A 25467-nucleotide genomic window follows, 5' to 3' on the forward strand; every position below is an offset into this window, starting at 1 on the left:
AGTGTTGTATTGTCGCCTTCCAATCCGCCACACCGGTGCCCTTGCGGCAGCGAAGAGTGGCCTTCGCCTGTTGACTCGGGCCGCGATAGAGAAGCGGCCGTTCCGCTTTCCGCATTCTGTGCCGTGGCAGCTCGCGTAGTGGAACGCGTCTTAAAGGATCCTCAAACGAAGATGAATGAACGGCAGGTTATGGGAAGCAGAGAAGGCTTCGGGAAGGGCAGCAATTGGGCGCATCGCTGCCGCTACCGCGCCTAGGGTCACGCCTCGTTAATCAGAGCGAGATGATGATGGTGGCCGCGAGAGCGACGGCGGAGAAGAAAGCCGTCGCGCACCGGCCGTAGCGGGTGGCGACGCTGCGCCCGTCCTTCAGGCGGCCTAACATGATCTCAGTGCGGCTGTGGCGACCGTAGCGGTGCTTGTCGTATCTCACGGGCTCGAGCCGGGCATTGCGACCTTGGATGCCGTGCGACACGCTTTGAGGTAGGTCGCGTCGAGCATGACGGTCTTCGGTTGGGCACCAGCGGCAGCCAATCCCTCCATTATGCGAATGAACACTCCCGTCTCACCCCAGCGTTTCCAGCGGTTGTAGAGCGTCTTGTGCCGCCCATAGTCTTTCGGCGCCTCCCGCCATCGCAGCCCGTTGCGGTTGACGAAAAAGATGCCGCTCAGCACCGGCCGGTCGTCAGCCCGCGGCTTACCGTCGCACTTGGGGCAGTGCCGCAGACGCGCCATCTGCTCATGCGTCAGCCAATACAGGTTGCTCATGCCCGGTGTCCTCGCGGGGCCTGAATGACATCGCGCCTCTCAAATCATGGGTCCTGACCTTTGCCACTTACGCGCGAGCACTTCGACCAAATGTACGTAAAGCTAAGCAGCGATATCGGTCTACCTATGGGAGCGGTCGATCAGGAAGGCGAGGTGCTCGGGAGCTTCGTCACCCGTTGTTCCGCATGGCCGTCAGCACCGCCGCGTGGCCGAGCATTGCTTCGACCGCGCGGATGTTGACGCTGCGTGTTGCCCGGACGGCTTCGTACAAGCGGTCGGCGTCGAGCGCGTCTACAATTGGATCATGGCCCTTGGGCATGCAACCCTGACCTAGCAGCACTGCCACCCAACTGGGAATTGAAAACAGCTCTCCATCGTAACGAAATATGCGACCCTTTTCGCGAAAGAGCGCAAGCTTTTCGGCTAGCCGGTCCGGCAGCGTCATCGCGCGGGCATGACGCCACAGCGGCTCCTGGCGAGCATTGGCATGATAGTGCAGAATGATGAAGTCACGGATGCCATCATAGCTTTCCGTCATTAGCCGGTTGAACATGTTCCGCTCGACCGACGTGAAACGGCGATCTGGGAAGAGCGAGAACAACTTGGAAATCCCGTCTTGGATCAGGTGAATGCTGGTCGACTCCAACGGCTCCAGGAACCCGCCCGCCAGGCCGAGCGCGACAACATTTCCATCCCATTGCCGAACGCGCCGCCCGGCGCTGAAGCGTAGCAGGCGCGGATCGGCTGCCGTGGCGGTGTCGAGCTGCGACAGGAGCAGCGCGGCGGCTGCGTCGTCTTCGATATGGGCACTGCTATAAACCAGTCCATTGCCGGTGCGATGCTGGAGCGGGATGCGCCATTGCCAGCCGGGCGCATGCGCGGTGGCCCGGGTGAAAGGGAGCGGCGGATCGCTGCGCGCGCTGGGCACCGTCACCGCGCGGTCGCATGGCAGCCAGTGCGCCCAGGATTCGAAGGGCACGCCCATCGCCTCGCCGAGCAGCAGACTGCGAAAGCCCGAACAGTCGAGAAACAGGTCGCCCTCGACGCGCCGGTCGCCTTCCAGCCGCAGCGCGGCGACGTGGCCGGTTTCGCCGTCGCGCTCGACAGACACGACTCGGCCCTCTACCCGGCGCACGCCCTCGGCCTCGGCCCGCTGCCGGAGGAACGCGGCGTAGAGCGCGGCGTCGAAATGATAGGCATAGTCCAGCCCTGACAATGGCGAGCGCGGATCGGACACGGGATGCGCGAAGCGGCCGCATGCCGCCGCGAGCGCCGCCATGCTGTAGTCGGCGATCCCGCCGATGCCGGGCTGGTTGCGCAGCTTCAGCCAGACCTGGTGGAAGTGCAGCCCGTGGAACGTGCGGCCCAACGTGCCGAAGGGATGGAAGTAGCGGTCGCCGCCATTGACCCAGCCGGCGAACTCGATGCCCAGCTTGAAGGTGGCGCCGGTCGCGCGGACGAATTCGCCTTCTTCGATGCCCAGCCGGCGGTTGAACTCCAGGATAGGCGGGATCGTCGCCTCGCCTACGCCCACCGTGCCGATCGCCTCGGATTCGACCAGGGTGATGCGGCGCTGGCCATCGTCCAGGAAGCGTGCCGCCGCGGCGGCGGCCATCCATCCGGCGGTGCCGCCGCCGACGATGACGACGCGTTCGATGGGGCCGGGGGTCATCGAGCCCCCGTGCCGACGGACAGCGCCGCTGCGGCACAGCGTAGCGACTCCGCGCCTGCGCGTATCGCGGCATGGATGCCCGCGGGATCGTCGGCGAGCGCCACCGGATCGGCGCGGCGCGGCCGGATGCCCTGGCCCAGCAGCACCGCGCGCCAGCGGTCGGGCGCGACGCTCTCCTCGTCATGATGCGGCAGGAAGCCGCGCTGGCGGAACTGGCCGAGGTTATCGCCCAGGGCGGGGGATGCGGCCCGCTGGGGCAAGCGATGCCAGAACGGTCCCTTCCGAACCGGCGCTGCCAGATAATGCGCCGACAACCAGTCCCGAAGGCGATCGGCGCGCAGGTTCGCGCGGCGATTATATTCGGCGAGGAGCAGCGGCGGCATCGCCCGCCCCGGCAGCAACGCCAGCGCCAGCGCGAGCTGCGCCATTGCGAGGTCGAACCCGGCCAGCCCCAGCGGCCCGAGCTGAACCGCCGCATCTCCTAACGCCAGTCGATTGCCGCTCCACCCGGTCCCCCGCCCGGGCTCGAGCGCCACCAGCGTCGCCGCTTCGCCGCCTCGGCCCAGCACGCGCCGAGCGCGATCGGGCGTAGTTGCGTCAGCGTCGAAGGCAAGCACGCGCAGCGCGTCGCGGGCGCGCGGCCAGGTGGCGGCCCAGCCGCAATCCACGGCACGGTAGCGGTCGAGGAGGTCCGGTCCGGCCGGCTCGGGGGCGAGCAGCAGTCGGTCGGCGGGAAGCCAGGGTGTCCAGTCCTCCCAGCCATCCTCCGGCTGCGCGAGCATCCCGCCCGGCCCGGCAGCATCGACGAACAGGTCCGCGGCGATCGGCTCTCCATTGTCGAGAGTGACGCTCGCGATACCGTCGGCGCCGGAATTGGCGACGACACGCTCCGTAGCGACCATGCGGACCTTGTGGGCGCGCAAGCCTTGGGCGAGCGCCGCGGCGAGGCCTGCGGCGTCGAGGCGCAGGTCGTACCCGGCGCGGTCCAGGGGGGCCGGGGGAGCCGCGGCGAACACGCCCGCTTCCGCCATTGCTGCCGCGGGCAGCAGCGCGTGGAACGGCGGCGCACCCGCTTGCCCGGCGATCCGCAGCCAGCGCTGGTGCACCGCGCCGCTGCCGGGAATGGCCACTGCCTCGCCGGGCGCGCTCAACCAGGGCGCGCCGCCCCAATCCTCGAAGCGCTCGGCCAGCCTCGGCGTAGCCAGCGCCCGCGCGAGCAGCGCATCCTCGTCCAGCCCGAGCAGCGCCAAATGGGCGCGGCCGGACTCGAGCAGCACCGGCAGGTGATCGGAAAGCGCGGCAGGATCGACGGGCGTGCCGATCAGCGTGACTTCGGCTCGCGGCAACGCCCGCGCGAATGCCAGCGCCGCGGCCATCGCCACCGGGCCGCCGCCCACCACGGCCACCGTGCGCAAGGGTTCGGCAGCGCTCACGCCGCGTGTCCTTCCAGCCACACGCGATGATCGGGCATCGCCGCCACCCGCTCGGCAATCGCGCCTTGCAGCGTCTCCAGCGCGCGATCGAGCGCGGCCGGATCTGGGATTGCGGCGCGCTGATCCCAGCCGTGCGGGATCACGCCTTGCCCCAGCAGCACCGCGACCCAGCTGGGCTCCAGGAACAGGCCGTGGCTGTACTGCGCGACCTGCGCCGTCTCGCGCCACAGTGCCAGCTTTTGCGCGAGCTCGGGTGGCGTCTCCATATTGCGCACATGATCCCAGAACGGCGTGTCGCTGCGCCGGGTGGCGTGATAATGCAGGATCAGGAAATCCCGAATGCGGTCATATTCGGCATCCACGCTCCGGTTGAACCCGTCTCGATCCAGCGCGTCAATCGGGCGCCCTGGGAAGTGCTCGACCAGCGCCGTGATCGCCATCTGCACGAGATAGATGCTGGTCGATTCCAGCGGCTCCAGAAAGCCCGAGGCCAGCCCGATCGCCACGACGTTGCCCGTCCAGCTGCGCGTCCTGCGCCCTGCGCGGAACCGCAGCAGGCGCGGTTCGGCCAGAGGCTCGCCTTCGATGGCCGCCAGGAACTGTTCGCGCGCCATGTCGTCGTCGAGGAAGCGGCTGGCATAGACATAGCCGTTGCCGACCCGGTGGCGCAGCGGGATGCGCCAGCGCCATCCCGCCGGCATCGCGGCGGCGCGGGTGAACGGTTCGATCGTGCCAGCGGGGCTCGCCGTTGGCGCCGCTACCGCCCGGTCGCACGGCAACCAGTGCGACCAGTCCTCCCAGGATTGCTCGCCGATCAGCAGCGCGCGAAAGCCGGAGCAGTCGACGAAAAGATCGCCCTCGATCCGCTCGCCGCCTGCCAGCAGCACGGCGCGCACGTCGCCATTCGTGCGCTCGCGTTCCACATCGACGATGCGGCCTTCGGTACGCGTGACGCCGCGCGCCTCCGCCCAGTCGCGCAGAAACGGAGCGAAGCGCGTCGCATCGAACTGATAGGCATAGCCGAAGGAGGTGGCCGGATCGTCCGCTTCGTTGTCGGGCAGGGCGAAGCGCCGCTGTTCGGCGGCGGTCACACCCGCCGAGTAGGGGCCAATTGCGCTGCCGCCCGGCCGGGGGTGACGCTGCAGGAAATAATGGTGGAACGCGACGCCGCCCAGCGGACGGCCATAGGTGCCGAACGGGTGGATGTAGCGCTCGCCGATTTCGCCGAAGTCGCGGAATTCGATGCCCAGTTTGAACGTGGCGTCGGTCGCGCGCATGAACGCCGCCTCGTCGATGCCGAGCCGCTGGATGAAGAAGCGCATGTGGGGCAGAGTCGCCTCGCCTACCCCGACGATGCCGATCTCCGCCGACTCCACCAGCTCCACGCGGCACGCCTGTCCGGCCAGCGCCGCAAGGGCGGCAGCTGTCATCCACCCGGCGGTTCCGCCACCGACCACGACCACGCGCAGGCGGTCGTCACCCGGGCCGGTGGTGCCCTTTCTCATCACTCTCTCCATTTGTTATTTCAACTTGTAATATCTGCGTTGTCTGCCCGTTTCAAACTGGATAATAGCGCTATCAGGCGTCGGATGTGCCGAGAAACGAGTGAGGTCGGGGCAACACCGACGCGCTGCACCAGAGGGGACCTGAATAGCGATGATCAGCATTTCGAGCGCGCGCAAGCGCCGGATCGCACTTGTCGGCCTGTCTGCGACCGGCTCGGCGCTGGCATTTTGCGCCAGCCAGTCGGCATTCGCGCAGACCACCGACCGTCCCGGTTCGGAGCAGACCGATCCGGCACAGCCGGTGCAGTCGCAAGACACGCAGTCCGCGGCGGGCAGTGGCCTGAAGAAGCCGGTTTCTGGCTCCACCAGCATCGACGCGCAGGCCCAGACCGATCAGTCGCCCGTCACGCCGGACGATCTCCAGACGCCGGGCCAGGACGCCGCGGAGGACGAGGTCGTCGTCACCGGCCTGCGCCAGTCGCTCGCCAACGCCCAGTCGCTCAAGCGCAATGCCGACACGGTGGTGGACGCGATCACCGCCGAGGACATCGGCGCGCTTCCCGATCGTTCGGTGAATGAAGCGCTGCAGCGCGTTCCGGGCGTGGCGATCACGCGCTTCGCCGCGTCGAACGACTCGCAGCATTTCTCGGTCCAGGGTTCGGGCGTCGTGATCCGGGGCCTCAGCTATGTGCGCGGCGAGTTCAATGGCCGTGACGCATTCGCCGTGGGCGGCGGGCGCGAGATCGGCTTCAACGACATCCCGACCGAAATCGTAGGCTCGGTAGAGGTGTTCAAGAATTTGACTGCCGACATGATCGAGGGCGGTATCTCCGGCTCGGTGAACATCAACACGCGCAAGCCGTTCGATTCTACGAAGGACCTGTTCTTCCTTTCGGGCAGCATGACCTATGGCGACCTCGAAGAGCGTGGCGCGCCATCCGTCGTCGGGCTCGTCTCCAAGACATGGGACGTGGGCGGCGGCCGCTTCGGCATCCTCGCCTCCGGCACCTATTCGCAAATTCGCAGCCGCGCGGATTCGGTGTTCGTGTCGTCTTACCTGCCCCGTTACAATGACGACACAAACGGCAACGGCGCGCAGGATGCCGGCGAGGGCCGCGTGATCAACGCCGGGACGCAGTATCAGTCGACTGTTTTCGATAGCTATCCGGTGCCAGCCGGTCGCGACTTCGTCTACGCGCCGCTCGGCGGCGGCTCGCGCACGCAAAGCTTCGACCGGCGTCGCTTGGGCATCTCTGCCGCTGCGCAATATGAGAATGCCGACCGCAGCCTCCTCGTCACCGCGCAGTTCGTACGCACGGAGAGCACCGAGGAATGGCTCGAGCACACGGTCGAGCCGAACGTGTACTATGGGGACAGCACCACGGTGTTCCCGATTGGTGACGCGACTTATGACGACAATGGCATCTTCACCAGCGGCACGCTGGGCAAGACTGCCGGCCTGATCCAGGGCAACCGTCCTAATGGTGCCGGCTATGGACCACTGACGCAGTTCTCGCCCAACGGCATCTTCACGACCCAGTCGAACCGACACTTCTATTCGAAGGCGACGACGCAGGATCAGTCGCTGAACATCAAGTGGGAGCCGACCGAACGCCTCCACATGAATTTCGATGGCCAATATGTGAAATCCACCCTGCGCTCCATGGACGACATCCTGGACACCGGGACCTTCTCGCAGGTGGCGATCGACACGCGTGGCAGCATCCCGTCGATCCAGTTTGTCACGCCGTCCGCGGTTACCGACGCCAACGGCAATCTGGTCGGCGGCCAGCAGAACACGGACGCCTATTTCGCCAACCCGAACTCCATCTATTTCCGCGACGCGTTCAACAACGTTGCACGCAACGACGGTGACGAATGGGCCTTCCGCGCTGATGCTCAATATGACGTCAGCGAGGATGGCTTCCTGCGCAACGTGCGGGTCGGCGGCCGCTATGCGGATCGAAAGCAGGTGGTGCGTTCGAACGATTACAGCAACTGGGGCAACGTGTCCGAAACCTGGGCCTCCTCCGGTCCGGTCAGCTTCGCCGACATCCAGCAGGGTGACGGCACGTTGTACAGTTTCGACAATTTCTTCCGAGGCGGGGCTGTCATGCCTCCAAGCACGACTTTCCTACCGGACAACGTCCTGAGCAATCATGACGCGATGACGGCGCTGTTGCGCCGTGTGACTGCGCAGGGAGGCGGCAGCTATACGCCAGTCGAAGATCGCGACGGCACCCGCGCAGCGAACGGCCAGACCCAGCCCAATTCGGCGCTGATCGATGGCTATTTCCGCCCTGGCGAGATCTACAGAAACCGAGAGAAGACCTGGTCCGCTTACGCGCGCGCTGATTTCGGGGTTGAGGATTTCGGCAACGGCATGAGCCTGTCGGGCAACATCGGCGTGCGCTATGTCAGAACGTCGGATGAGTCCGAAGGGGCTTTGACGTTCCCGAATTCGAGCAGCATCTTCACGCCGATCACTGAGGCTGGTTATGGCCCCTCTCTGGCCGAATATTGCCGTTATCAGTTCGCAAACCCTAACGGGCAGGGCACGATCCCATCCATCTGCACCTTAGGCGCCGCGCAGCAGGCGGCCATTCTGGCCTTTTCGAACGGTGCGACAGAGCCGAGCACGGCAACCCAGAAATTCGACCATTGGTTGCCATCGCTGAACCTTAAGCTGCAACTCACGCCGCAACTCTTGTTGCGCGGCGCAGCGTCCAAAGCGATTTCGCGGCCTGGTTTCGGCGATCTGCGCAACTTTGTCGGAGCGACGCCGGCTGGCGGCAACTCTGCGGGCAATTTCGGGTTCCAGGCGAATGCCCGCAACCCGTACCTGCGCCCGGTCGAGGCCAAGCAGTTCGACGTGACGGCCGAGTGGTACTTCGCCAAGGTCGGATCGCTGACCGGCGCCTTGTTCTACAAGGACCTTTCGAACATCATCGTCGATAATTTCGGCTACATCCGTACGGCTACTAACAACGGTCAGACGTTCGACATTGCCATCAACGGACCGGCAAACGTTAAGGGCAACGCATCGATCAAGGGCGCGGAAGTTGCCTACCAGCAGACCTTCGACTTCTTGCCCGGCGCGCTGCGTGGTTTGGGGACGCAGCTTACCTACACCTACGTAGATGCGGGTAACATTCCCAACGCCGTGCCAGCAAACGGGCCAGCGGACGGCGCGAGGCCGCCTCTGGACGTGCAGGACCTGTACGGCAACCTGCCACTTCAGGGACTGTCCAAGCACAACTTCAACGCTTCGCTGTTCTACGACCTGGGCGGGCTCTATGCCCGCGTGGCGTATAGCTGGCGGTCGGAATATCTGCTGACGAACCGCGACTGCTGCTTCCCGTTCCTGCCGGTGATGGCGAATGCTGCGGGCCAGTTGGACGGATCGCTGTTCTACACGGTGAACCCGAACTTCAAGATCGGTATCGAGGCGCAGAACCTGCTCGACACAACCACCAAGACGCGGTTCCTGCTCAATGGGGACGGACTCACCGCGCCGCGCTCGTTCTTCAAGAGCGACCGGCAGTACACGCTTAGCGTTCGCCTAACGATGTGACGGCACGCTGAAGCAGTTGGAGAAGCTGCGGGGTAACTCCCGCAGCTTTTTCACGCGCCCGTCGCAAAAAAACAGGCGCGCGCATGTGAGGTGTGGCAAGTCGGTCCGGGAGTTTTTTGGGCAGGCCAGCATATGAACAACATTCTTGCCGCGGCACGGCGCGTCACCGAACGCAGCGACGTGACGGCGGACATCTTCGTTCGGGAGGTCCAGCCCGGCTATACGCCCGTCGTGCTACGCGGGATCGGGGCGAACTGGCCGGCGGTCGCTGTTGGACGTGCGGGGCCGCGGGGGATTGCCGACTATCTTCGGCGGTTCGGTGCCGGACGTACCGTTAACATGTTCGCGGCGGCACCGGCGGTGAGCGGGCGCTTCTTCTACGCCGCTGACCATAGCAGCTTCAATTTCGAGTCCGCCCAAGTGGCGGTGCCGATCTTTCTGGACACGCTGGTCGCCCATGCGGACGATCCGAATTCTCCATCGCTGTATGCCGGGTCGGCGCCGGCGGCGGAGGCGTATCCGGGTTGGACGCAGGAGAATGTCCTCCCGCTTCCTACACCCGGGGCGACGCCGCGAATATGGGTGGGCAACCGCAGCCGCGCCTCTACTCATTACGACGTCTCGGACAACGTCGCGCTGGTGGTGTCCGGCCGGCGTCGCTTCGCGCTCTTCCCGCCCGAGCAAATCGCAAACCTCTATGTCGGCCCGCTGGAGAACACGATCGCGGGGCAGCCGACCAGCATGGTCGATCTGGAAGCTCCCGATCTGGAGGCCTATCCGCTCTTCGCCCATGCCCTGGAGCAGATGCAGGTGGCCGAGCTGGAGCCGGGCGACGCGATCTTCATCCCGTCCTTATGGTGGCACGACGTCCGCGCCACGGGGCCGCTCAACGTGCTGGTGAACTATTGGTGGGGGCAGGGCGCGGGCGGATCGCCGATGGCGGCGCTGATGCACGCGGTGCTCGCCATCCGCGAACTGCCGGCCGGGCAGCGGGCGGGGCTGCGGGCGTGGTTCGACCATTATGTCTTCGAGGAGGGCGCCACCCAGGTCGCCGATCACTTGCCCGAGCAGGCCCGCGGCGTGCTCGCGCCGCCGTCTCCCCAACGCGATCACCGAATCCGCGAGTTCCTGCTCCGCACGCTAGCCTAAGGCGGCTGGGCTCAGCGGCCCGCCTGAATCAGGATCGAATCCGACGGCAGCAGGTGATCGAGGAACGGCAGGATCGCCGCGCCGATCGCCGGTGCGTCCTGTGCCATTACCGCCGGCTTCACCGGCGCGCGCGCCGGCAGGTCTACTTCGGCCAGCGCCCGCGTCAGCGCCTCGGCAAGCCGCTCGATCAGCGGCAGCGGCAGGCGTCCGCCGATCAGCACCGCGTCGGGATTGAGCAGGCAGTTGATCGCGGTAAGCGGCGCCACCAGCGACCGTACCGCGTCTTCCAGCCAGCGTTCGAGGATCTCGGGCGCGACGCTTTCCAGCTTCAGCAGGTCGCCGATCTCGGCTGCACGGTGGCCGGCGCGTTCGAGCCGGTCGAGCAGCGCGGAGACCGATACGGTGTCCTGGATCTGCGCGCCTGCACGCGCGGCATCGGGCATCAGCCCGATCTCTCCCGATCGCGCGCTGGCGCCGCGATGATAGTTGCGGTCGATGACCAGTCCGCCGCCCAGCCCTGCGCTCACCAGCATGTAGAAGAAGCTGGGATTGTCGAACGCGCTGCCATATTCCGCCTCGCCCAGCGCCGCCGCCGCCGCGTCATTGTCGCAGTGGATCGGCCAGGGGATCGCATCCGCCAGCAGGGAGACAAGGTCAGTGCCGTTCCATGCCGCATAGCCGGGCGGCTGGTGCGGCAGCACGATGCGGCCCATGTCGTCGGGCACCGCCACGCCCATCCCGAGCACGCGCGCCGGGTCTATTCCGCTGATTGCCAATGCGTCGTCCCACTCGTCGGCCAGGAAACGGAGTACGTCTGCGGGCAGCGGAAAGGCAATCTCGCGCGTCACGCGGCAGCGCACGGTACCTGCAAGGTCGAGCGTCACCAGGGTCAGGTGATCGCGGTCGATGTTCAGCCCGATGCCGAACGCGCCTTCGGGCACCACTTCAAGCAGGATCGCCGGTTGCCCCCGCCCGCTCTTGCGGCGCCCGGTGACCTGCACCAGCCCCATGTCGATCAGCCGGCCGGTGATGTTGGCGATGGTCGGGCCGGTCAGCCCGGTCTGGAGCGCGATGTCGATACGCGTCGTGCCCGGGGCCAAGCGGATCGACTGAAGCACGGTGCGCAAATTGTAATCGCCCGCGCGCGCCAGGTTGGTGCCCGACAGCGTCCGCGACAGGCGGGCACCCCGCCCATCGCTTCGACCGGGTTTCGCAAGGGAAGATTGGGGCAGGCCGTGCATCCCGGAGCAACGATCCTTCGGCTGAAAACACAGGAGTCCTAGCCCGAAATGAAAGCGGGGAGCAATCGGCGATGGATATTTCAAATTGACATTCTTATTGTGCGTTTCGTTCCGCAGTAGCACGAGCGAACGCAGCGTGGGGAGGGGATTGCGAGTGAGAGTACGGGCGTCGAGACGTGGCCGTTGGCCGAGCCTGCCACTCCGCACGCGCGGCAAGGATGCCGGGCAGTGATCCAGATCGGAGTGGACTTCGGCGGCACCAAGATCGAGGCGGCTGCGCTGGATGCCGAGGGACGCTTCCTGTCGCGCGTGCGCGCGCCGAATCCCGGTGCCTACGATCAGGCGATCCGCGCGGTGCGCGACCTGGTCGTCCGCGCCGAGGGCGAGGCGGGGGCGCAGGGAACGATCGGCGTGGGCATGCCGGGTTCGGTGTCGCCGCGCGATGGCCGCCTGTACAATGCCAACGCCACCTTCCTGAACGGCCGGCACTTCCGCGAGGACCTGTCGGCGGCGATCGGGCGCGAGGTGCGCGTGGCGAACGACGCCAATTGCCTGGCGCTATCGGAGGCCGTCGACGGTGCCGCGGCAGGTGCGCGCGTCGCCTTTGCGGTGATCGTGGGCACCGGCGTGGGTGGCGGACTGTGCGTCGACGGCCGGATCGTCGAGGGTGCCAACGGGCTGGGTGGCGAATGGGGGCATGTGCCCTTGCCCTGGATGCGCGCGGACGAGTTTCCCGGCCCGGATTGCTGGTGCGGACGGCAGGGCTGCCTCGACGTGCTGATCTCCGGTACCGGCCTGCAGCACGACTATCGCCGCCGCTCCGGCGCGCGGTTGAACGGGCCCGCGATCATCGCGGCGGCGCGAAGCGGCGACTCCGCGGCGCTTGCCTGCCTTCACGCCTATGTCGACCGGCTGGGCCGGGCGCTGGCGATGCTGGCCAACACGCTCGATCCCGATGTCTTCGTGCTTGGCGGCGGCATGTCGAACGTGCCGGAGATCTATGCCCGCTTGCCGGAGGTGATCGCCGCCCACGCTTTTGGTGGCCTTTGGCAGGGCCGGATCGAGCCGGCGCGCTGGGGCGATTCCTCCGGCGTGCGCGGCGCGGCACGGCTGTGGCCGGCGCAGGCATAGTCTTTCAAACGCGATCAGCGCGCGGGCTCGATCACCGCAACCGCGCCTCCCGATGACGCGAGCGTGAGCACCAGCCGCCCGCCGGGGGAGATGCTCCGGGTGGCGGTACGCAGTTCCGTCGGGCCTGCGCCATCCTGCCAGGTCCGAGCGACATGGCGCCCGCTGCCCAGGAAGCCGAGCGGCAGGGTGACGGTGCGCGCGCGATCGGTCATCGCGCCGACATACCAGCGGGCGCCCTTGCGCCGGGCGAGCACCACATAGTCGCCGGGCTCGCCGGCCAGAAAGCGCGTCTCGTCCCAGCTGGCGGGCACGTCCGAGAGGAAGTCGAGGCCGGGCTGACCGCGATAAGCGTCGGGCGAGTCCGAGATCGATTGCAGCGGGCTCTCATACACCACGTACATCGCCAGCCCGTGCCCCCGCGTGGTCTGCACCTCGGGCGCGGTGGCGGTGATCGCAAAGCGGTCGGGCGTGCGGTTGCGATAGCCGCCCGGCGTATAGTCGAGCGGCCCCGCGAGCATGCGGGTATAGGCCAGCATCACATTGTGCCGCGCAGTGATGCGGCGCGTCCATTTGTTGTACTCCGCGCCGAGCACGCCTTCCTGCGTCAGGAAATGCGGCCAGGTGCGCGTCATGCCCCACGGGTGCGTGGCGCCGTGCAGGTCGAGCAGCAGCCGGTGGCGGGCGGTGGCCTCCGCCAGACGATGGTAGAAGCCGATCATCTCCTGATCGTCGCGATCCATGAAGTCGACCTTGATCCCCTTCACGCCCCAGCGGACGATCCGGCCAAGGATCCGTTCCATGTCGCGGTCAAGCAGCTTCCAATGCAGCCACAGGATCAGCCCGACTCCGCGCTCGGCGCCGTAAGTCACCAGCCCGGGCAGATCGATCGCGTCGATGGGGCGGGTGGGGTCGGCGCCGGGCAGCAGCGTCGCGCCGGCGCCGCTGTTCACGTACCAGCCGTCGTCCACCATCATGTATTCGAATTTGTGGCGCGCGGCGAAGTCGATAAACGCGCGTTCGGTCGCATTGTTGGTCCCCGCAGCGGGTACGCCGGCAAGCGTGGGTCCCGACCACCAGTCCCAGGCAGTCTTGCCCGGCTTCACCCACGCGAAATCGCCCTTGGCCGGAGGGTTGAGGCTGGTGAGCAGCGTGTTCTCGATCAGCTTGCCGGGGTTGTCCCCCACCATCACAACCCGCCAGGGCGAGACGATGCCGCCGCCGACTTCCGCCTTCACGGCGATGGCGGGGTCGTCCGGACGACGCGCCAGCCGGGCGGCAACGCCGAGTGCCCCGGTCTCAGTGCCGGTGAGGTACATCGCCGGCCAATTCTCCACCGCCGCCTCGGCGATGGCGATCGCGCCGCCGCCGGCACCGGTGCCGCACAGCAGCGGAAGCTCGTAGAGGTTGTGCGGGCGGATCGCGCTTGCCTGCACCGGATCATACTCCCCCTCATGACTGGTGCCGAAGCTGCCGAGGTTGAGCCCGGTGCAGGCAAAGTCGCGCGGAAAAGCGAATTGGGTGAGTTCGTTGGCGAGCCGGAGCGACTTCAGATCAGGCTGGCGCGGTACCGCGTAGCGCAGCGCCATGCCGCTGTCATAGGCGCGCACCACCAGATCCAGCCGGCGGCGCTGTCCGCCGCTCTCGACATAATGCACGGTGATCTGGTTGTAGTGCTCGGCAACGGTCGCAACCTTGCCGGCGGGCAGCGTGTAGCGATCCTCGCCGCTTGCCCTCTCCACGCCAGCCACCTTCAGCCCGTTCGAAAGCTTGGCATAGCGCTCGAACTCCAGCCCCAGCAGCGAAGGCGCGAGCACCGGGCGTCCCGCCACCGCCACCTGATAGGTCGGCTGGTCGCCCGCACTGGTCCCCAGGGTCACGACGATGCGGCCATCGGGCGAGGCGACGCGCTGCGCAAGGGCGCCGGTGGGGGCAAGTACGGCGCTCAGGATCGCGCCCATGCGCACCAACGCGGTCACCATTATTCTCTCCCATTCCCGCCAGTCATGCCGGCGCACCCCCGTCTCCGGGAACCCCTGCCAAAAATCAAATTGAAATACTTAACTTGACCGGGGGCATCTGCGCCGGTCTGATCCCTGTCCTTGCGGCCAATTTCACGGGACGAAAAGCCGATGCTCAACCGACGCGAAACGATCCTCGCTGCCGCCGCTTTAGGCTGCACCCCCGCCGCCGCCATCGCGCGCACGCAGGACGCGATCGCGCCTGCGCCCGGCATGCTCAGCAATCCCCGTGCGACCGCGGAGGCAAAGGCGCTATATGCCTATCTCTGGTCGATTTATCGCAGGCACACGCTCACCGGCCAGCAGGAGCAGAATTTCTCGCCGAAGGGCCCGCGCCTGGAGCTCGACTATCTCCAGAGGGTGACCGGCGAACAGCCTGCCTTGCTGGGGTTCGACTATATCGAGCCGCGCGACGAAGCGGGTGTGAACGCACGCGCGACCGCGTGGCACAAGGCGGGCGGCATCGTCACGATCTGCTGGCATTGGGGCGCCCCCGACATCGGGACGGGCTATGAGAATTCGAAGAAGAACTTTGACGTCGCCCGGGCGCTGACGCCCGGCACGCCGCAGAACCGGGCCATGGTCCGCCAGATGGCGCATGTCGCCAAGCTTCTCGCTATGCTCAAGGCCCGCAGGATCCCCGTATTGTGGCGTCCCTTCCACGAATTCAGCGGCGACTGGTTCTGGTGGGGCAAGCACGGGCCGGAGGCGTTCAAGTCGCTCTGGCGGCTGATGTACGATTATTATGTGCGCGTGCGAAAGCTCGACAATTTGATCTGGGTGCTCGGCTGGGCAGGGCAGAATGTCGATGCGGCCTATTATCCCGGGCGCGACTATTGCGACATCGCCGGCGCGGACATTTATGTTGAGGATCATGGCAATTTGGCGCCGATGTTCGCCCAGGTGAAGGCGATTGTCGGCGATACCGTGCCGATCTGCCTGCACGAGAACGGGCCAGTGCCGGACCCCGCCACGCTGGGGCCGAATGCCGACTGGCTGTGGTTCATGACCTGGCACACGCGCTGGCTGACCGATCCCAAGCAGAACAGGCACGATCAGCTGCGCCGCGACTTCGCGTCCGAACGCTACCTCACGCTGGACGAGCTGCCGGCCTCCGGCTGGCCGCGCCCGCGCTGAGGCGGGCGCGCCTGGCTGTCGTGCATCTCGCGCAAATGCGCGCGAATCAGCGCCCCACCCGGCGTCAGCATGGCGTCAGTCCAGCCGCCCTTGCGGCTCGCACCCGGGCGCAGCGCCGCTGAGGTTTCCGGCTTGTCCGACACCGACCAGGCCAGGTAGCTCAGCTGCTGCTCCTCCAGGAACCGCCACCAGCGCCGCGTCTCCGCCACCGCGAGGATGCCGTTCCCGTCCGCCTCGCTGGTCCCCCATTCGGTTACCATCAGCGCGACGCCCCCCGCCAGCGCGGCCCGCGCCTTTGCGCGCAGTTCCTCGCCATGTGTGCCCGCATAGAAGTGCAGCGTGTAGGCGACGTTGGTGAAGGGCAGCGGGTCGCGCGCGGCGATGTCCACGTCCTGCGACCAGGTCGGCGTGCCGGCGATGATCAAATTGTCGGGATCGTGCGCGCGGATCCTAGGGATGACTGCCAGGTGATAGAGCTTCACCGTCTCGCGCCAGCCATGCTCGCGCAGCGGCTCGTTATAGGTCTCGTAGATCAGGTTGGGAAGGTGGCCGTACTTCGCCGCCAGCCATTCGAAGAACGCGCCCGCGGCGGCGGGCTCCGGCTGGTGCGCGTGCCAGTCCACGATCACATAGATGCCCCGCGCTACCGCGGCCTCGACCAGCGCCTCGACCTTACGCCGCTCGCGCTCGGGATGCTCGAGATAACCGCCCGAATGCACCGCCATCGCCGCGCGGACGACATCGACCTTCCAGTCGTCCACGAGATGGTCGACCGTCGCGCGATTGTAGAAGTCGCCGGCCCATTGGCTCCAGAAGAACGACATGCCGCGCAGCACGACGGGGTCCCCGTGCCGATCGACGATGCGGTTGCCGGCGACGCGCAATTGGCCATGTCGCTCAACCGGGGTCGCCGCCGATGCCAGCTGCGGCGCCAGCAGCCCGAGCAGCAGGAGTGCGGGCCCCAGCACGCGCCTCAGCCAGCCGGCTCCGGTTCTCGCCCTCGATCCAAGCATCGCGCCTCTCGCGGTCACCGCGGCAGCCGCGCGATCGCGCGCGCATGGTCGGCGACCAGCCGGACCGTGCTGTCGCCGGTGAAGATGCCGTACCAGCCCTGCGGCTCATGCGGCGGGTCGCCCATATATTGCCGGTCGCCTTCGCGGAACTTGTAGTCTGGATGCGCCGCGCGCGCCTCGCCGTTCCACGCCCAGAAGTTTGTGCCCGCGATGGGCCCGCCCGCCTGCATGCTCGCCAGCGTCGCGGCGTGAATCCGGCGGTAGAAGCGGTCCTTGTAGGTGGTCGCCACAGCGGGATCGTTGCTGCCGCCGTCGCGCGGATAGCCGAACTCTTCGATCACCATCGGCTTGTTCAGCTGCCGTGCAAGCGTGACGTGTTGCGCGATATATTCGTCGGTCAGCGCCTCGCCGCGCGCGGCGGTCGATGCCAAATCCTTCTGCTGCACCCAGCCCCAATTGTTGGGCCAGATATGCACGGTGAGATAGTCGATCGCGGCCGGTGCGTGCTCGGCGAGCACGATGTCCGCCCGCTCCAGCGCCCCCTTCAGCCCCTCGCTCCCGGTCGAGACCAGGTGGTTGGGATCCAGCGACTTGATGAAGCCCGCGCTGCCCTCGACCCAGGCATAGAATTCCGGCAGCTTGGCGTGTGCTTCATCGCCGGAAGGACGCGGCTCGTTGGCGAGCTGCCACGCCATGATCGTCGGGTCCTGCGCATAGGGTCGACCCGTCATGCCATTGGTGCGGGTCACTACCGTGCGGATCCAGTCGCGATAGAGCGCAACTGCCTGCGCGTTGCCGTAGAATTGCGAATTGAAGTTGGCGAAGGCCGGCCAGGGGTGCGCCGGATCGTTCATGTCGAGGTACCGCCCGCCGTTGACGTAGGACAGGTAGGTCATCATGCCACCCGACCATTCCCAGAAATTGGTGAGGTACAGCACGGCCCGCATGCCCCGCTTGGCCATCTCCGCCAGCGCGAAATCGAGCCCGGCGAGCAGCGTCTGGTTATAGTCCGCCCCGGCGGTGCGGAACCCCGGCTTGATCGAGTTGCGCAAGGGACCTTCCTCGGCCGAAGCCAGAATGCGCAGGTTGGTCACGCCCACCGCCGCCAGCGCATCGAGCTCACGGCGCAGCCGCGCGCGGTCGCCATAGGGTGCGTCCGCGCCGAGATAGGCCGCGTACCACAGATTGGCTCCCACGAAGCGGTACGGCTCGTCTCCCACCATCAGCCGCATGCTCTCGCGGCGAACGAACCCGTCCGCGCGGCTCGATCCGAGGCGCGGCGTGGTCGCGGCACATCCGGCGAGCAGCGTGCCCGATCCCAGGAACGCACGCCGATCGATGATGGTCTTCAAGTCCGCTCTCCCGTCTGCATTTCTTCAAGGTCTTGCGGGGGGCAACATACCCGGCCGGCCCGCACGTGCCCTCAAACCCCTCGCGCAGCGAGAAGCGGCTCGAGCACCGCCGCGATCCGGTCGTAGCCGAGCTCGGTGGGATGGACGCCGTCATATGCGAGGCCGGGCTTCATTCCACCGGCAGCATCGGCCAGAGTCGGCGTGTAGTCGACGAACGTTGCCTGGCTTTGAGCGGCATAGTCGTGCAGCCACCGGTTCAGCGCAGCGATGGGGCGGACGGTGTCGAGGCCCGGACGCCAGGGAAAGTTCGCGGCGGGGGGCACCGATGCGAGGAGAACCGCGATGCCATGGGCCTGTGCGATCGTCGTCATCATACGGAAATTGTCGAAGCTCTGCGCGAGCGTCATCTTGCCGGTATTGCCAGCAATGTCGTTGGTTCCTGCCATTATGTGCACGAAACGGGGCTTCAGATGCACGACGTCGGCCATCATCCGCAGCACCATCTGCGGCGTGGTCTCGCCGCCGATCCCGCGGCACACGCGCCCCAGCTTGAAGAAGCCCGGCCGCTTGTCGCGCCACCCCTCGGTGATCCGAGTCCCCCATGAACACGATATTGGTCTTCGCGCCCGAGGCGAGAAGCTGGCGGTTCGCATCGGCATAGCGGCCGAGCCCTGGCCAGTCTTCGCGCAGCATCCGGTTCCACTTCTCCTCCCAGCTCTCGTCGTCCTGCGCACGCGCGGCGAGCGGGAGCGTGAGGCCGGCGGCGAGCAGCGCGCGGCGAACGAAGTCGGTCATAATGCCTCCAGGAGCGAGCATACCGGCGCGCGCAGCTTTGCCTCCTGACTGACCCCGCGCGCATCGAACAGGACATGGCGCTGTGCCTTCGGATCGAAGCGCGTCCAGCGCGGCAGCCCCGCGCCGTTGGGGTCACCAGTACGCGCGAAGTTCAGCCAATAGCGCCGCAGCGACAGCCCCTGGGCGAAGCTTGCGCCCCCCAGCACATAGGCGAGCTCGGCACCATGGCTGGTGCGCCCGCCGCCCTCAGCCAGGTCGAACTCGTACCGCCACAACGGCATACCCTTGCCCGAAAGAAGCTCGGCCAGCCGGCCCGCGGGGCAGCGGAACACCCAGTCGGTCTCATATTGCAGCTCGGGATGCCCCAGCCGCGGATCGTCGGACCGATAGAAGCCACGGGCCTTCGCCGCATTGGGTCCAAAGGTCGCGGTCAGCGCCTTATTCCAGTCGAGCTGACCGGGGCCGGCACCGAACTCGGCGCGGTTGCTGCCGACGATCACCGGCTTCGAAGGGGCCGCGGCCAGCAGCGCGCGCGGCGCCGACGGCAGCAGCCGGCCGTCGACGGTAGTGCGCAACCACATATAATCGTTGGTGCGCAGCGTCGCGTCGGTCAGCTTGAGGTCGGCGGCGAGCAACGCCGGCACCGATCGCTTGCGCAACTCGGCGATCGAACCGCCGGTGTCGAGCAGCGCGTCCGCCTGGTCGCCCAGTGCCAAGCCGTCGGCAATGGGGCGCGGCGGCATGCCGAAGCCCGGAGTCCCGCTCTCCAGGATCGCCTTGGCAAACAGCGGCGCCGCGTCCGGCGCGGCGAGCATCAACGACACGTCCTGCGACCCCGCGGACTCGCCGAAGATGGTGACGTTGGCGGGGTCGCCGCCAAAGCGCGCGATGTTCGCCTGCACCCAGCGGAGCGCCGCGACCTGGTCCATCAGCCCGTAATTGCCGGCGGTGCCGCCCGATTCCGCCGCCGCGCCGCGGTGGGGCAGGAAGCCGAACACGCCCAGCCGGTACTGGATGGCCACGAGCACGATGCCTTCCCGGGCGATCGAAGACTGCACGGTACCGCGCGCGGAGCCGGCGCGGTTCGACCCGCCGTGCATCCACACCATCACCGGGCGCTTGCCGGCGAGCGACGGCGTCGCAACGTCGAGGGTCAGGCAGTCCTCGGCCCCGCGCAGATAGTCGCCGCGGTTCCAGCCATAATCGTTCTGGACGCAGGCCGGCGCATCGGGAGTGTCGGCGCGCACGCCCGACCAGGGCACTACCGGCTGCGGCGCCTTCCATCGCCGCGTGCCGGTGGGCGGCGCGGCAAAGGGGATTCCGCGGAACAGGATCGATCCGCCATCGGCTGCCGGCGTGCCTGCGACGATGCCGCCCGTGACCGGCACTTCCTGCGGCGCGGCGGCCAGCAGCGCGAGCGCGAGCGCGATCACGGCGTGACCTTCGCCGCGGCGACGTTCCACCCATTGAGCGTGAACGAGGGCGTCGCATCGATCGTCGCGGGATAGCGCACCTCGATCACGCGGCTTTCACCCGGCAGCAGCGCGACGTAATTATCGCTGTAGAAGGCCGGCAGGATGCGCTCGCCCCGACCATTCACCAGCGTGAGCTTGGCATTGAGTGCCGGAGTCTGACTGGGATTGGATAAGGTTACACGGACCAGCCTGTCGCTGCCGTCCGCCACCGGAGCCGCCACCTGCGCCGCGAGGGTCACCTTCGCCAGCCCGTTCAGTGCCTGGTACGATGCGGTGTCGCGCCCGCGCCAATAGAAGTTTTCCGATACCAGCCTGCCAGCACCATCGGTGAGCTGCAGCGAGACCAGAACCACCGGGCTCTGTGCATAGAGCGTGTCGAGCGGCACCGCGGCGAGCTGCGTAGCGCGATTGGCCAGCGCGTCCACCCGGTCGCTGCGCGTGAACAATTCGCGATTGTCGAGGCTGACCACGCGCGTGGTGGCGGTGAGCCCGCGCACGTCCTCGCGCGTGGTGTTGAGCACCACCAGCGCGTTGTCCGGCAGGTTCAGCTGGACGTGCAGCGGCTCGGTCGCCTTCTTCGCCCCGTAATACGCGGCATGGGTGTCATAGTCCCAGCTGTAGATCTGCCAGGCATTGGACGGCCAGGCGGGATGCGTCATCCAGAGCAGCCGGCCGGAGTTCTTGGTCCAGAGATGGCCCAGAAAGCCCTCGTACATCGCCTTGTGCGTCTCGAGGTTCATCATCTGCGCCTTGCGCTCGAAATCCTCGAGGCTGGTGCCCGGGCCGAACATGGCGCTCAGCGCCTGCATGAAGGTCTTGGTGTCGCCATTCCCGGCGAAGTGCCAGTCGTGATAGGCGAGCGTGTCGCTGAGCGGCCAGCGGTCGGCATCCGGCACATGGGAGCGGATCGATTCCACCGTCGACAGTGACGGCGTGCCGGTCTCCACCGAGAACCCGGTGGCGAGATCGGTGAAATAGCCGACGGGCGGGCGATAATTGTACGGGCCCGATCCCTGCAGATTGACCACGTTGGAGCTGCCGGCGAACCAGCGCGTGCCGTCCAGCTGGTGGACGACATCGTCCAGGCCTTCGTTCAGCGCAGGGTAGGGCACGCCTTCGTTGCGGCCGAACCACAGGACGATCGAGGGGTGGTTGCGATAGCGCGCCACCGTGTCGCGGGCGTTGGCGAGGAAGAGCTGCGGATCCTGCGGCTCGACCTGGAAGTTCTGCGTCGATTGCCAGAAATCGTTCATGACCATCATGCCGTATTCGTCGGCAAGATCGTAGAATTGCGGCTCGCTGTTGTTGCCCATCCAGTTGCGGATGATGTTCATGTTCGCCTCTTTCTGGAGGCGGAAATAGGGTTCGAGCCGCGCGCGATCGATGCGCTTCATCGCATCGTCCATGCCCCAATTGCCCCCGCGCGCGGCGATCTTCACGCCGTTGACGCGGATGGTGAGGTGCGGCTCGGGCAGTGTCTCGTCCACGTCGGCCACCGCGCTCGAGCGCTCGCCGGCGGGGGTCAGCGACTCCGCCCAACCGCGTGGGCTCTGCTTGATCGCCTCATGGTTGACCGCGATCAGCTTCTCACCCCTCAGCCCGCCATCGGTGGTCTGGACGTTGACTCGGCGCAGCGCGCCCTTGGCGTCGAACAGCGACAGGTCGTAGCTGACCTCGCGGATGCCGAAGCGGACGGTCTTGCTGTCGGACTCCCGCCCGCCTGCCTGCACCGTGAAACGCATGTCGTGCAGCGCCTGCGCGCCATAGCCATTGGGCCACCACAGCTTGGGATTGCGCACGGTGAGCGGGGCGAAGGCGACCTCGGTCACCCCCGGCGCTACCGTGACGGTCTTTTCCAGGGCCTGCCCGTCGAAGCTCGCGCGCACGGTGACTTGTGCAGGCGCGGCGCCCTTGTTCTCGACGGGCACCGAGACGTGCACATCGGCGCAGTCGGTGCGCGGCAGTGGCAGGTCGGTGATGATCTTCGGATCGAGCAGGCGCACATTGCCATGCGCCTCCAGCTCGACCGGCAGCCAGATGCCGGTGTTGCGGTCGCGGATGCCGGGGATCCAGTCCCAGCCTTCGGTTGCGACGAAGGTCGGGCCGTCGATCGCCAGCTGGCCGCCATTTTCGCCCACGCCGCCCGCAATCGATTGTTCGTGCGGGATGCCGGGATGAGGCGGGGGCGACACGCGCACCGCGATCACGTTTTCACCCGCCACCGGGGTGATGTCGAAGCGCCCGCGGATGAACGCGCCGGTGGTGGTGCCCAGCTTGGCGCCGTTCACCCACACCTCGGAGGCATAGTTGATGCCGTTGAACACGAGCGTGAGGTCGCGCCCCGCAGCCTCGGCCGGCACGTCGAAGCTGGTGCGATACCACCAGTCCTGGCGCGACAGGCTCTCCGGCACCGCCATGTTGTTGAGGCCGTAATAGGGGTCGGGATAGACGCCCCGGTCAACCAAGGTGGTCAGCACAGTGCCGGGCACGGTGGCGGCGTGCCACTTGCGCGCGTCGAATTGCGGGCGCGACAATTGCCCGCCGTCCTGCTTCACGTCGGGGGCGCCCGCCAGCCGCCAGCCATTCAGCTGCCAACGTCCGGGCGCGATCGGCTGCACAGACGGCAGAGCGGGCACGGGCTTGGCCACCGGCGCGGTGCCGGGGCCCTTCGCCTGGGGCAGCGTCCAGGGATCCTGCTGGCGCCACAGGCCGGTATTGGCCTGCTTCTGCCACTCCCAGCCGATCCCGACGCGCCACATCTGGACGAGGTCAAACTTGGGCGGGTTCGCCGCCGCGGCCTGCACCGTGCGCGCCGACCAGGGCTGGTCGTCGACCACGGCGTGCACCAGCGCGCCGCCGAAATGCACCTCACCCTGCACTACCGGGGCGATGCCGATCCGCGGCGCGACCGCCGACGAGCGCAGGGCCAGCGCACGCCCGCGCGCCCGACCGTCGACATAGAGCCGTGCAGAGCTGCCGTCATACACCGCCGCGACATGGATCCAGCGGTTCGCCGCAAGCCGACTACCGTCGGTCAGCCGCCGCTCGCCATCGATGAGCTCGAGCCTGCCGTCGTTGAGCGCCAGCGCGCGATACCCTGCGGTGGAGTCGCCAAGCGCGATCAGCGTCACGCGACCCTTCTGGAGCGAGTCGCTGCGGACCCAGGCCGACAGGGTGTAGGCACCACCCGTGCGCACCATCGCGTCGGCGCCGCGAAGCGCGCGCCCGATCCCCACGCCGCCCTGCAGGAACGACGCGTTATACGGACCGCCGTTCTCCGGAATGCCTGCGATCGCCGGCGGGATCGTGGCCGTCGCCAGCAGCAATCCCAGCATCATCCTGCCCACCTGCTCTCTCCCGTCTTGGCGCGGACGCTCCTGGCCCGTCACCGGCACAAGCAAGAAAGCAGGCCGAACAATTAAATTCAATGATTTTATAAATTGTCGCGTATGCGGCCTTCTAGTGGATCGACACCGCTGCCGTATCCCGCTCGACCACCGGCGCACGCCGCGCCGCCAGCGCGAACACCGTCAGCAGCACATAGCAGGCCGCGGGCACCACCAGCGCGAAGGCATAGCCGCTCGACTGCGACACCAGTCCGACGAGCAGCGGGACGATCGCGCCCCCGACGATCGCGGTGCACAGCAGGCCGGAGGTCGATTCGGCGCTGGCGTCGGAGCGCTCCAGCGTCAGCGTGAAGATGACCGGGAACATGATCGAGTTGAACAGCCCGATCGAGAGCGCCACGAAGCCGGCCGACACGCCGCCGACCAAAGCGACATACAGGCACATCGCCGCCGCGACGACGGTGAACACGGCAAGCAGCGGCGCAGCCGGCAACCGGGCGAGCAACGCCGAGCCGATCGCTCTGCCGACCATCGCGCCGCCCCAATAGAAGGCGACTGCCTTGCCGGCCTCCTGCAGCGAGACGCCGGGCACGCCGTCGCTGCCCATGGCATAGCCGAGCAGCGGAATGCCGAACGCCGCGTCGGACTGCCCCCAGATCGCATTGTCGTTCAGAAACAGCGCCATCTGGGTGCCGATCGCGACTTCCGCGCCCACATACAGGAAGATCGCCGCCGCGCCGAAAAGCGCCCATTTCGATGTGAAGGCGGCGAGCAGCCCGGTGGTGGTGCCGCTCGGCGGGGCGGCGCGTTCCACGACGCGGCGGCTCAGCCAGAAGAACACGGCCAGCGCGGCGATCAGCCCACAGATCCACAGATACGCCATGTCGATCCCGGCGAGCGCCTCGGCGCGAACCGCGGGGCTGATGACGGTGCCCGGCTTCACCTCGACGCCCTCCAGGAACAGGTGCGCGCCGAGCAGCGGGCCGAGGAAGGTGCCGAACGAGTTGAACGTCTGGCTGAGCGTGAGCCGCAGGTGGCTGTGGCGCGGATCGCCGAGCGCGGCGGCGAGGGGGTTTGCCGCCACCTGAAGGACGGTGATGCCGGCCGCGAGCACGAATAGGCCGAACAGCACGAGCCAGTAATTGGCCAGGTTGGCCGCCGCGAGCATCAGCAGGCACCCGCCGATCATCGTGCACAGGGCGACCAAGATCGAGTTGACCGACTTCAGCCGGGCGACCAGCGCCGCGGCGGGGAGCGACACCACGAAATAGGCAAAGAAGAAGGCGAACGCGGAGGCTTGTGCCTGCACGTCGGTCAGGCTGAAGATGCCCTTCACCGCCGCGACCAGCGGATCGACCAGCGAGGTGATGAAGCCCCAGGCGAAGAAAAGCGTCGTCACCGCGGCGAACGCGAGCACCGTCCCCGCATGCCTTGTGTGTGCCAAACCAGCCTCCTCTGCCTGTGCTTCCCTCGCGGGGAACTTCTGCGTCCCCCTGCATGGCGAGGACATCCCGACCCGGACGAAGGCGTCGATGATCTACAAGGCCACCGGCAATCTTCGCGCGATCCAGATCCTACTGGGTCATACGAAGATCGAGAATACGGTTCGATATCTCGGCGTGGATATAGAAGATGCTCTGATTCTCGCAGAGCGAACCGAGATCTGACGCTCGGGGCGGCCTGACTTGGCTAACGACGGGCCGCTCCCATGCCGGATCGCTATGCGTCCCATTACAGCCCTTCTGAAACGGGGGGCCTAACCGACGAAGGATGGGTCTTTCCGATGCGAGCCGGGTCTGACCCAGTCCCGCTCGCTCGAGCGACGAAGGGCCGGTACTGAAACCCGTCACACGGGGCCAG

The 25467-nt window shown here is 67.0% G+C and carries 15 protein-coding genes and 2 pseudogenes; 5 read left to right on the forward strand and 12 right to left on the reverse strand.

What is annotated here, in order from left to right; translation table 11 throughout:
• Window positions 1–271: 271 nt before the first annotated feature.
• The 4 genes and pseudogenes from FHT02_RS18920 to FHT02_RS18935 all read right to left on the reverse strand — a co-directional run bounded on the left by FHT02_RS18920 (window position 272) and on the right by FHT02_RS18935 (window position 5375).
• A pseudogene (locus FHT02_RS18920) lies at window positions 272–765 on the reverse strand (transposase).
• Between the two features lie 169 nt (window positions 766–934).
• A complete protein-coding gene (locus tag FHT02_RS18925) occupies window positions 935–2437 on the reverse strand; it encodes a tryptophan halogenase family protein (RefSeq protein ID WP_184091376.1) in 1503 nt (500 codons plus the stop codon).
• Window positions 2434–3870, reverse strand: coding sequence for a tryptophan 7-halogenase (locus FHT02_RS18930; protein ID WP_184091377.1), 1437 nt, complete (start codon window positions 3868–3870; stop codon window positions 2434–2436). The genes FHT02_RS18925 and FHT02_RS18930 overlap by 4 nt, the downstream gene beginning before the upstream one ends.
• Window positions 3867–5375 (reverse strand): tryptophan halogenase family protein, encoded by a 1509-nt coding sequence (locus tag FHT02_RS18935; RefSeq protein WP_184091379.1) that lies wholly within the window; start codon window positions 5373–5375, stop codon window positions 3867–3869. The genes FHT02_RS18930 and FHT02_RS18935 overlap by 4 nt, the downstream gene beginning before the upstream one ends.
• 151 nt (window positions 5376–5526) lie before the next feature.
• Here FHT02_RS18935 and FHT02_RS18940 point away from each other — a divergent pair, with 151 nt between their 5' ends.
• Together FHT02_RS18940 and FHT02_RS18945 are read left to right on the forward strand one after the other, a co-directional pair.
• The gene (locus tag FHT02_RS18940; RefSeq protein ID WP_184091381.1) at window positions 5527–8949 is read left to right on the forward strand and encodes a TonB-dependent receptor; all 3423 of its coding nucleotides are present in this window, start codon (window positions 5527–5529) and stop codon (window positions 8947–8949) included.
• Window positions 8950–9081: 132 nt separating this feature from the next.
• On the forward strand, window positions 9082–10098 hold the full coding sequence (locus FHT02_RS18945; protein ID WP_184091383.1) for a cupin-like domain-containing protein: 1017 nt from the start codon (window positions 9082–9084) through the stop codon (window positions 10096–10098).
• Window positions 10099–10109: 11 nt separating this feature from the next.
• Here the strand turns inward: FHT02_RS18945 and FHT02_RS18950 are convergent, their stop codons facing one another.
• Complete coding sequence (locus FHT02_RS18950; RefSeq protein ID WP_184091385.1) at window positions 10110–11339, reverse strand: ROK family transcriptional regulator; 1230 nt, start codon at window positions 11337–11339, stop codon at window positions 10110–10112.
• Window positions 11340–11567: 228 nt separating this feature from the next.
• Between FHT02_RS18950 and FHT02_RS18955 the strand changes: the two genes are divergently transcribed.
• Window positions 11568–12470, forward strand: a complete 903-nt coding sequence (locus tag FHT02_RS18955) for an ROK family protein (protein WP_184091387.1) — start codon at window positions 11568–11570, stop codon at window positions 12468–12470.
• A 14-nt stretch (window positions 12471–12484) separates the two neighbouring features.
• Here FHT02_RS18955 and FHT02_RS18960 read toward each other — a convergent pair whose 3' ends face one another.
• Window positions 12485–14449 (reverse strand): glycoside hydrolase family 97 protein, encoded by a 1965-nt coding sequence (locus FHT02_RS18960; protein ID WP_184091389.1) that lies wholly within the window; start codon window positions 14447–14449, stop codon window positions 12485–12487.
• 150 nt (window positions 14450–14599) lie between these two features.
• Here FHT02_RS18960 and FHT02_RS18965 point away from each other — a divergent pair, with 150 nt between their 5' ends.
• The gene (locus tag FHT02_RS18965) at window positions 14600–15625 is read left to right on the forward strand and encodes a glycosyl hydrolase (RefSeq protein ID WP_184091419.1); all 1026 of its coding nucleotides are present in this window, start codon (window positions 14600–14602) and stop codon (window positions 15623–15625) included.
• On the opposite strand, the gene FHT02_RS18970 is transcribed toward FHT02_RS18965, so the two are convergent.
• From FHT02_RS18970 to FHT02_RS18995, 6 genes are all read right to left on the reverse strand, one after another.
• The gene (locus FHT02_RS18970; protein WP_221239588.1) at window positions 15574–16593 is read right to left on the reverse strand and encodes a cellulase family glycosylhydrolase; all 1020 of its coding nucleotides are present in this window, start codon (window positions 16591–16593) and stop codon (window positions 15574–15576) included. The two genes, FHT02_RS18965 and FHT02_RS18970, sit on opposite strands and share 52 nt — an antisense overlap.
• Before the next feature lie 59 nt (window positions 16594–16652).
• Window positions 16653–17990: a glycoside hydrolase 5 family protein gene (locus tag FHT02_RS18975; RefSeq protein ID WP_221239589.1), complete on the reverse strand. Its 1338-nt coding sequence runs from the start codon at window positions 17988–17990 to the stop codon at window positions 16653–16655.
• 71 nt (window positions 17991–18061) lie between these two features.
• Window positions 18062–18649, reverse strand: coding sequence for a GDSL-type esterase/lipase family protein (locus FHT02_RS18980; protein WP_246352552.1), 588 nt, complete (start codon window positions 18647–18649; stop codon window positions 18062–18064).
• 132 nt (window positions 18650–18781) lie between these two features.
• Window positions 18782–20248, reverse strand: coding sequence for a carboxylesterase family protein (locus FHT02_RS18985; protein ID WP_184091393.1), 1467 nt, complete (start codon window positions 20246–20248; stop codon window positions 18782–18784).
• On the reverse strand, window positions 20215–23598 hold the full coding sequence (locus tag FHT02_RS18990) for a glycosyl hydrolase 2 galactose-binding domain-containing protein (protein ID WP_184091395.1): 3384 nt from the start codon (window positions 23596–23598) through the stop codon (window positions 20215–20217). Before FHT02_RS18990 ends, FHT02_RS18985 begins: the two co-directional genes overlap by 34 nt.
• A 121-nt stretch (window positions 23599–23719) precedes the next feature.
• Entirely contained in the window at window positions 23720–25051 is a 1332-nt protein-coding gene (locus FHT02_RS18995; RefSeq protein ID WP_246352553.1) for an MFS transporter, read from the reverse strand.
• A 73-nt stretch (window positions 25052–25124) separates the two neighbouring features.
• On the opposite strand from FHT02_RS18995, the pseudogene FHT02_RS19000 reads away from it, so the two are divergent.
• Window positions 25125–25274: pseudogene (locus FHT02_RS19000) on the forward strand (integrase); the annotation flags it as partial.
• Window positions 25275–25467: the final 193 nt, after the last annotated feature.

This window comes from Sphingomonas xinjiangensis (genome assembly GCF_014199255.1).
Lineage (GTDB): Bacteria > Pseudomonadota > Alphaproteobacteria > Sphingomonadales > Sphingomonadaceae > Sphingomonas > Sphingomonas xinjiangensis.